4 protein-coding genes and 1 pseudogene are annotated in these 6,781 nt (G+C 67.6%); 4 read left to right on the forward strand and 1 reads right to left on the reverse strand.

Going from position 1 to position 6,781, the window contains the following annotated elements; all coding sequences use genetic code 11:
• Positions 1-444: 444 nt before the first annotated feature.
• Positions 445-1,311 carry an immunity 49 family protein gene (locus ACIPW5_RS16930; protein WP_401245336.1) on the forward strand — a complete coding sequence of 289 codons (867 nt, stop codon included), beginning with the start codon at positions 445-447 and terminating at the stop codon, positions 1,309-1,311.
• 538 nt (positions 1,312-1,849) lie between these two features.
• Here ACIPW5_RS16930 and ACIPW5_RS16935 read toward each other — a convergent pair.
• Positions 1,850-3,076 (reverse strand): hypothetical protein, encoded by a 1,227-nt coding sequence (locus ACIPW5_RS16935; RefSeq protein WP_401245338.1) that lies wholly within the window; start codon positions 3,074-3,076, stop codon positions 1,850-1,852.
• Between the two features lie 994 nt (positions 3,077-4,070).
• On the opposite strand from ACIPW5_RS16935, the pseudogene ACIPW5_RS16940 reads away from it, so the two are divergent.
• The 3 genes and pseudogenes from ACIPW5_RS16940 to ACIPW5_RS16950 all read left to right on the forward strand — a co-directional run.
• A pseudogene (locus ACIPW5_RS16940) lies at positions 4,071-5,728 on the forward strand (IS4 family transposase); the annotation flags it as partial.
• Positions 5,729-5,975: 247 nt separating this feature from the next.
• Complete coding sequence (locus ACIPW5_RS16945; protein ID WP_401245339.1) at positions 5,976-6,224, forward strand: transposase; 249 nt, start codon at positions 5,976-5,978, stop codon at positions 6,222-6,224.
• A 251-nt stretch (positions 6,225-6,475) separates the two neighbouring features.
• Positions 6,476-6,781 (forward strand): transposase (locus ACIPW5_RS16950; protein WP_401245341.1); only part of this gene is annotated, 306 nt, incomplete at its 3' end.

Genomic DNA, 6,781 nt, shown 5'->3' on the forward strand with positions numbered 1-6,781 from the left:
TTCCCCCCGCGCCCCCCGCCTGGGCCCCCCTCCCCCGCGCGCCCCGGCGCGGGGGGGGCCGGGGGGGGCGGGGGGGCCCCCCCCCGCGCCCCCGGGGCCCCCCCCCCCCCCCCGAGAGAGAGAGAGGCGTCGAGGGCGAGTACGAGTACGAGTGCGTAGATATCGGCCATGAGGCCCTGACCTCGACGGGTACCGGGCTGGCCTGGACCGGCTGCAGGAGGTATACGACCGGCCGTTGTCTCCCGCCGCCGCACTTGCCCAGCTCGGAGTGCATCCTGGAGATCCGGTGGCCGGGCCGGCCGAGGTGTGTGAGACGGTCGAGACGGACGAGCTGTGGAGGCTACGGGAAGTAGCGCAGCAGTGAGGCGCTCGTCCAGGTCCGAGATCCGCCGACCGGTATGGAACCTGTCGCCGTGCGCGGTGACATCAGCTGAAGGAGGATGTGTGCTCACGCGCGTTCCGCGTCACGCGTTCATCTCTGACAACGTGGCCGAGGCCATGGCGCCGATCATCAAGAGTGCCGAGGAGGCACTCGCGGGCCTCGGGACGTCCGAGGACGACCGTCACGACGCCCTGATGCTCACACTGGTCACAGCCAAGTGGCACTGCCTCGCGGACCCCATTGCGACCCGGTTCACCACTTGGGAGGCCTGGATCCTCGCCATGCAGACCGGCTCCGCGCTGTTCACGGCCGGCCAGGCCACCGAGGGGCCCGTCAGGTGCCGCATCGGCGTCAATGACGAGGAGAGGGACCTGCCGACGACGGGGTCCCAGGAGTACCTGCACGCCGCCAACTGGCTCACCTCCTACTGCCTGGCGGCGATCTGCCGGGAGGGTGAGCGCATGAACCGGCTCGCGCAGGTTCCCCTGCCTTTCCTGCGTGCGTCCGGTGCGGAGTTCGACGAGTACATCTACTCGTGGGTGGAGACCCTCCAGAACCACCGTTTCGGGCGGCAGGGGACGTGGGACACCCTGGTCCGTGCAGCAGAGGGCACTGACCCCGCGCAGGTTCAGATCGCCAGCCCGGAGCTGATGCTGAAGATCCTCTACCCGCCGATCGACCTCTTCCACCGGTACGCGACCCGGGATGAGGAGCGGTTCAACGAGGTCTTGGCCGAGGCGCTCACGTGGCACAAGGAGTACTGGACCGCGAACGAGGCCCGTGCGAGGAGCGGCGAAGGCCTCGTCGCACTGGGCCCGCTCGCGATCGCCTGCATGGCTCGTGACGCAGGCATGACGATCAAGGTCGAATCTGAGTATCTTCCCAAAGCCCTCCTGGAGTTCGCTTGGGTCGGGGAAGTGGACGCCTGACAGTCGGATCCGGCGCCCGCGCCGGAGCCGCCGACTCTGTCAAGCGCGCCCTCGGCGCCGGCATGCCCCGTGCCCGTCAGGTGGAGCCGGCCACGGAGCCAACCGCAGCCAAGTAGTCGTCAACCAGTGATTCCGTACCCACCAGGCCGCACGGGAGGCCGCGACGATGCCCGTGCGCACCTGGCGACGCGCTGCGAGGCGGGTCCTGGGGCTGTGCCTCAGGGTTTTGCGCCGTGGTGTACGCCTCCGCCGTACACCACCAGGGCCGTGAACTCGGGACATCCGACCGTCTCGTTGGGTGCTGTAGCGTGAAACGCGTCCACTAATCAAAGCTGGCTGCTGTGCTTAGAAGTCGTCGGTCACTCCGTAACGGACCGTCAACGATGAGTACTTACGGCGGGCGCTCCGGCTCGTACAGCCAGCGCGGCAGCAGCTGTTGAACCACCGGCAGTGCCATCGCCTGAGTGACGGCGCCGGCCGCAGCGGGCGCCACCTGAAGCACTGATCTTGCTGGCTTGTCAGGGCGCGCCGAAGACGTTCAGCAACGCTGGTCGAAGTCGTGCCAAACGTTCCAGCCGCCGCCCGGCATTTCCCATTTGTGCTGAGGGGCGGACTCGTTGGTTCCGGCGGTGAAGATCTCCAGGCGTCCGTCGACGTTGTTCGCGACAGTGGGTTTGCTCGCGGAGCTGCCCGCGAAAGGCAGCCACTGATCGTTCCAGCTACCGGGAAGGATCTGGTAGCGGTGCACAACGCTGTGCTGCAAGCTTGGGCCTGCGGGGCCTCCTGGGACGTAAATCAGCTCGGCTGATTCGGCGAAGAGTTCCAGGCGACCGCCCGCTCCGCGACCGACTCCGATGGCGCTGGCCAGTCTGCCTCCCAGGCTGTACCAGCCGGACCACGCTCCGTCATGGGGGTTCTGCCAGTTGTGCCAGGGCTCGCCGTTCCGATCCACGACGAACACCTCCAGGCGGCCGTCGGCGTTGGTGGCGACTTCGGGCATGCGTTCCGGATCGCCGTTGGCAAACCCGTCCAGTGGGTACCAGCTCCCGATCCAGGTGTCGTTGGGTCGGACTTGCCACGTGTGGTAAATGCGGCGGTCCTCACCCAGCCCGAACAGTTCGATGCGCCCGTCGGCATTGCGGCCGACTGCGATGTCGGATTGATCGAGCCTGTTGCTGACGAGCCTCGTGCCGCCCAACTGTTCCCAGGCCGCGTTCCAAGTGCCTGAAGGTGAAACCTGCCAGCGGTGCCATACGTATTTGTCCGTGCCCAGGACAAAGAGCTCCAGGTGTCCATCCGCGTTCGCGGCCACGCTGGGGGTTCCGAACGTCTGACCTCCCAGGCTTGTCCAGGCACTCCATCCTCCGCCGGGGAGCTGCCAGCGGTGGTAGAGCGAGTTGTCATTCTTGACGGCAAAGACCTCGAGGCGACCATCGGAGTTCTGTCCGACCACGGGAGCCCGCTCTATGGCAAAGTCATCGCCGAATTCCTCCCAGCACGACCACGACCCATTGGGTGCGGTCTGCCACCTGTGCCACAGCTTGAAGTCCCGCAAGGACCTTCTGGACTTGGCGAAGACCTCCAGCCGCCCATCGGGCAAACGGCCGACAGCAGGCCGATAGACAGTGAACGGTTCGGCAGCTGAAGTCAGCGAGGGGCTCTGCGCTGCGGCCACCGCCTCACCGCCGGACGCCTCCAGAGAGCTACCGACGGCAGCGAAGGACACCACGCCAAGCCCGCGAGTCATGAAGTCTCGTCGATTCATGGCGGCAGCCTGGCACTAACGATGATGTTCGGACCTGCTGCGCGACAGGGGGTCCACCTTGGTCCTACCCGTCCTCCACTCCGAGGCGGGCTGCAGTTTCCCCGGAACGGCCTCGGCCGTCTGCCCGGGAACAGCGGCGACCCGGGCCTCTTGTCGCCCCGCAACGTCGCGAGCTTGATCGACGGCTTCGGGGAGCGCGTGCTTCCGCATCTGCCTTACGCAACGCCGGAGTCCCGCAACAGAGCACGCGACAGGGACTCCGCCGTGCTTGCCCATGGCCTCCCCACCGCCCGAAACCATCTGGTTGGAGAGTCCCTGAACGTAGTGGGCAACATCGTGGATGTGCACCGCGCCCACATCTTGGACGGGCGCCAGTTGGCCGCCGCCTTCCATGCCTTGGGGCCTCGTGACCTTCGAGAAGGGCCACCATGCCTCGTGACCCTGGCCGTGGTGGACCCCGCCGACTTGGCGGAGAAGTGCGTCATGCTCAACATTGCAGGATCTTGACAGCCCTTGCGACTGCCTTCACGTCACGCCTTGGCCATCGCCCGCGGGTTCCGGCCCCGCTCGTGGCCGCAGGCGAGAACGATCTCGCGGATGTCCTCGGGCACGTAGGCCAGGAGGGAATGGCCGGAGGCTCCGGTTCGGCGAGCAGCGGGGGTGGCAGCGTGAAGGCCCGCGCTGGAGCTCGCCCGGCTCGGCTGGGACCGGGGGGTGGCGCTGTCGGTGCGACGAGAGGTCGGCGAACCCGCCCTTGAGCTGGGCTGTGGCCGTGTCCAAGGCGCCCACCGGGCCTTCCGTCACGGCCATGCCGTGCGGAGCGGAGGTGTTCGGCCAACGGAACAACATGGCCAAACGCTCAAGGCCGCGAAGTTCAGCGGGAGCGGGGTGTGTCAAGCGTGTTGGCGGGACTGGCGGTTGTCCCGGTGAGAGCAGCGGGACCTCTGGTAGGAGGCGTGATCCGTCAAGATCAGTCCGACTCTCCGAGGCCGCGTTGCGTTGTCAGTCTGTCACCAGCACTCCCGTAAGGGCTTCAACCGCAGCCAATGGTGTCTTCGCCCCAGGTCACCTGGGTGAGCTGACCAAGTACCTGCCCGTCGAGCTCGTCGACGCCGTGCTCGACGAGCTCGGAGCGGTCGAGCGTCGGTTACGGACCCTGCCGACGCGCGTGGGGAGGTACTTCCTCGTCGCGCTCGGTCTGTTCCGGCAGCTGGGCTATGCCAAAGTCTGGGGCAAGCTCATAGCCGGGCTGGCCGGCCTCTCTGTCCCGGATCCGTCCGAGAAGGCCCTGCGTGACCTGCGCCGACGCCTCGGGGTTGCTCCGCTGAAGGCGCTCTTCGCGGTGGTAGCCGGCCCGCTGGCCCAGCCCCGGACCCCAGGCGTGCGCTACCGGCACTGGCGCACGGTCGCATTCGACGGCTGCAACTCGATCAAGACCCCTGATACCGAACGCAACCGCGGCTGGCTGGGCAAACCCCGCAACCGCCACGGCTTCACCAGTTACCCGATCCTGCGCCTGATGACACTGGTTGAGACCGGCACCCGCAGACTGCTCGGCGCGTCCTTCGGCCCCAGCTACCGCGGCGAGAACCACTACGCACGGCGCCTGCTCCACCTCCTCGGCCCGGACCAGCTCGTCCTGGCCGACCGCTACTTCGACGACGCCAGACTCCCGGCGCAGATCGCCGGTTCTGGCGCCCAGTTCCTGGTCCGGCTCGCCTCCCACCGGCGCCTGCCCACCCACAACCGGCTGCCGGACGGCTCCTGCCTGGTGCACCTGCGCGGCGTCCCGGTCCGTGTCATCGAGGCCGACGTCACCGTCACCCTGGCTGACGGCAGCACACTCCACGAGGGCTACCGGCTCATACCACCTTGCTCGACCCCGATCTCGATCCCGCCAAGGCCCTGATCCGCCTCTACCACGAACGCTGGGAAATCGAATCCGCCTACTACGCACTCCGGCACACCCTCATGCAAAGACGCGTCCTTCGCTCCGGCGACCCGTGCGGCCTCGAGCAGGAAATGTGGGCCCTGCTCCTCCTCTACCAGTTGCTGCGGACCGCCATGGTGGATGCTGTCGAGACCAAGCCCGGAACCGACCCGGACCGGGCCGGCTTCACCGTCGCGCTCGAAGCCGCCCGCGACCAGCTCGTCCGTGCTCACACCGGCACCGGCGATGCACTGGTCGGCGCGATCGGCCGAGTCGTCCTGACCCGCCTGCTCCCCGCCCGGCGAGCCCGCATCAGCGCCCGTCGGGTCAAGTGGCCGTTGTCACGGTATGCCTACGCCTCACCCGGCGAGGCCAGGCGCATGACCAGCACCAGAGTGCAGTCGATCGACGTCACCATCCACCTCGACCATCCGACCACACCCGCCTTCGTCTCCCGCCGGCACCCACTGCCCAAGCCCCGGCCCGAGCCGACACCCAAGGAGAGTCTGATCAACCGCGCCTATGCCGTCCTACGCTCTCACCCAGGCCGCCACTGGGGACGCAAAGAACTCGCCCACGCCGGCGGCGCGGAGAACGTGAACAGCTTCTGCGTGCTTCTGGCCAGGTGGGCCCGCGCAGGACTGCTCGCCAAACGCGAACGCGGTGTCTACATGCTCCTCGACGACCCGGCCGGTCCCCTGCCACCGCCGCCAATACCGCCGCTTCCGGACCTTGCACCCGGCCTGTCCCGCTTCGATGCCGCCCTCGCCGTCATGCAATCCGCCCCCGACCGCTCCTGGACAGCCCGCGAGATCGCACCGGCCCTCGGCATCTCGAACATCCCCAGCTTCCGCGTTCAGATGGCCACGTGGGCCAGAACCGGACGAATCACCAAGGTCAAGCACGGCGCCTACACCCTGCTACCCGAGTCGCCATGCCAGCAGAAACCAAGCCATTGATACACCCCGCTTGCGCTTAACTTCGCGGCCTTGCGAGTTCGCCCACGGACACGGCATCCGCTACTGCCGCTACCGAGGCCAGGGCAAGGTCCACCTCCAGCACGTCCTGACCGCCATGGCCATCAATATCGAGCGCCTCAGCGGTCTTTCACCACCGACTGAGGAAGCACGCCCTCCCCGCTGGCCGACCGCCTTCCAGACCTACCTCGACCAGCGCGAGATCCCCTGGCCGAAGTCCTGGCGGACCTTGGGCACCTGACCTCGGCAACTCCAAGATCCCCGACTGTGAGGATGGGGCGGCACCGCTCGAGGGTCTGACCCGATCCCCGATTGACGCTTCGGCTGTCCTCACTCTGAATCGTCGACCTTCCGGGCGGTGCCACCCTCGTGTACCGGTCAGCGATCGTGACCTCATAGAAGCGTGACCCACGTGGTCCCATCACAGTCGTGTCCGCCCGCCGGCCGGTGCGCGCGAGCCAACTTGCCGAGCACGGAAGGAACCCGGCCACCATGTCACAGCCCATCGAGGTGATCGGCGGGATCGACACCCACACCGATGTCCACCAGGCCGCCGTCATCGACACCATCGGCCGGCACCTTGCCACCGAGGCATTCCCCACAACGCCTGCGGGATACCGGGACCTGCTGGATTGGCTGCGTTCCCATGGCCGGGTGCTGGTTGTGGGCATGGAGGGCACCGGCTCCTTCGGCGCCGAACTCAGCCGCTACCTCCGAGCCAACCAGGTCACCGTGATCGAGGTGGACCGACCCGACCGTCGGGCTCGTCGGGCGGCAGGGAAGTCAGACTCCATCGAT

It is taken from the genome of Streptomyces sp. NPDC090077, from assembly GCF_044747545.1.
GTDB lineage: Bacteria > Actinomycetota > Actinomycetes > Streptomycetales > Streptomycetaceae > Streptomyces.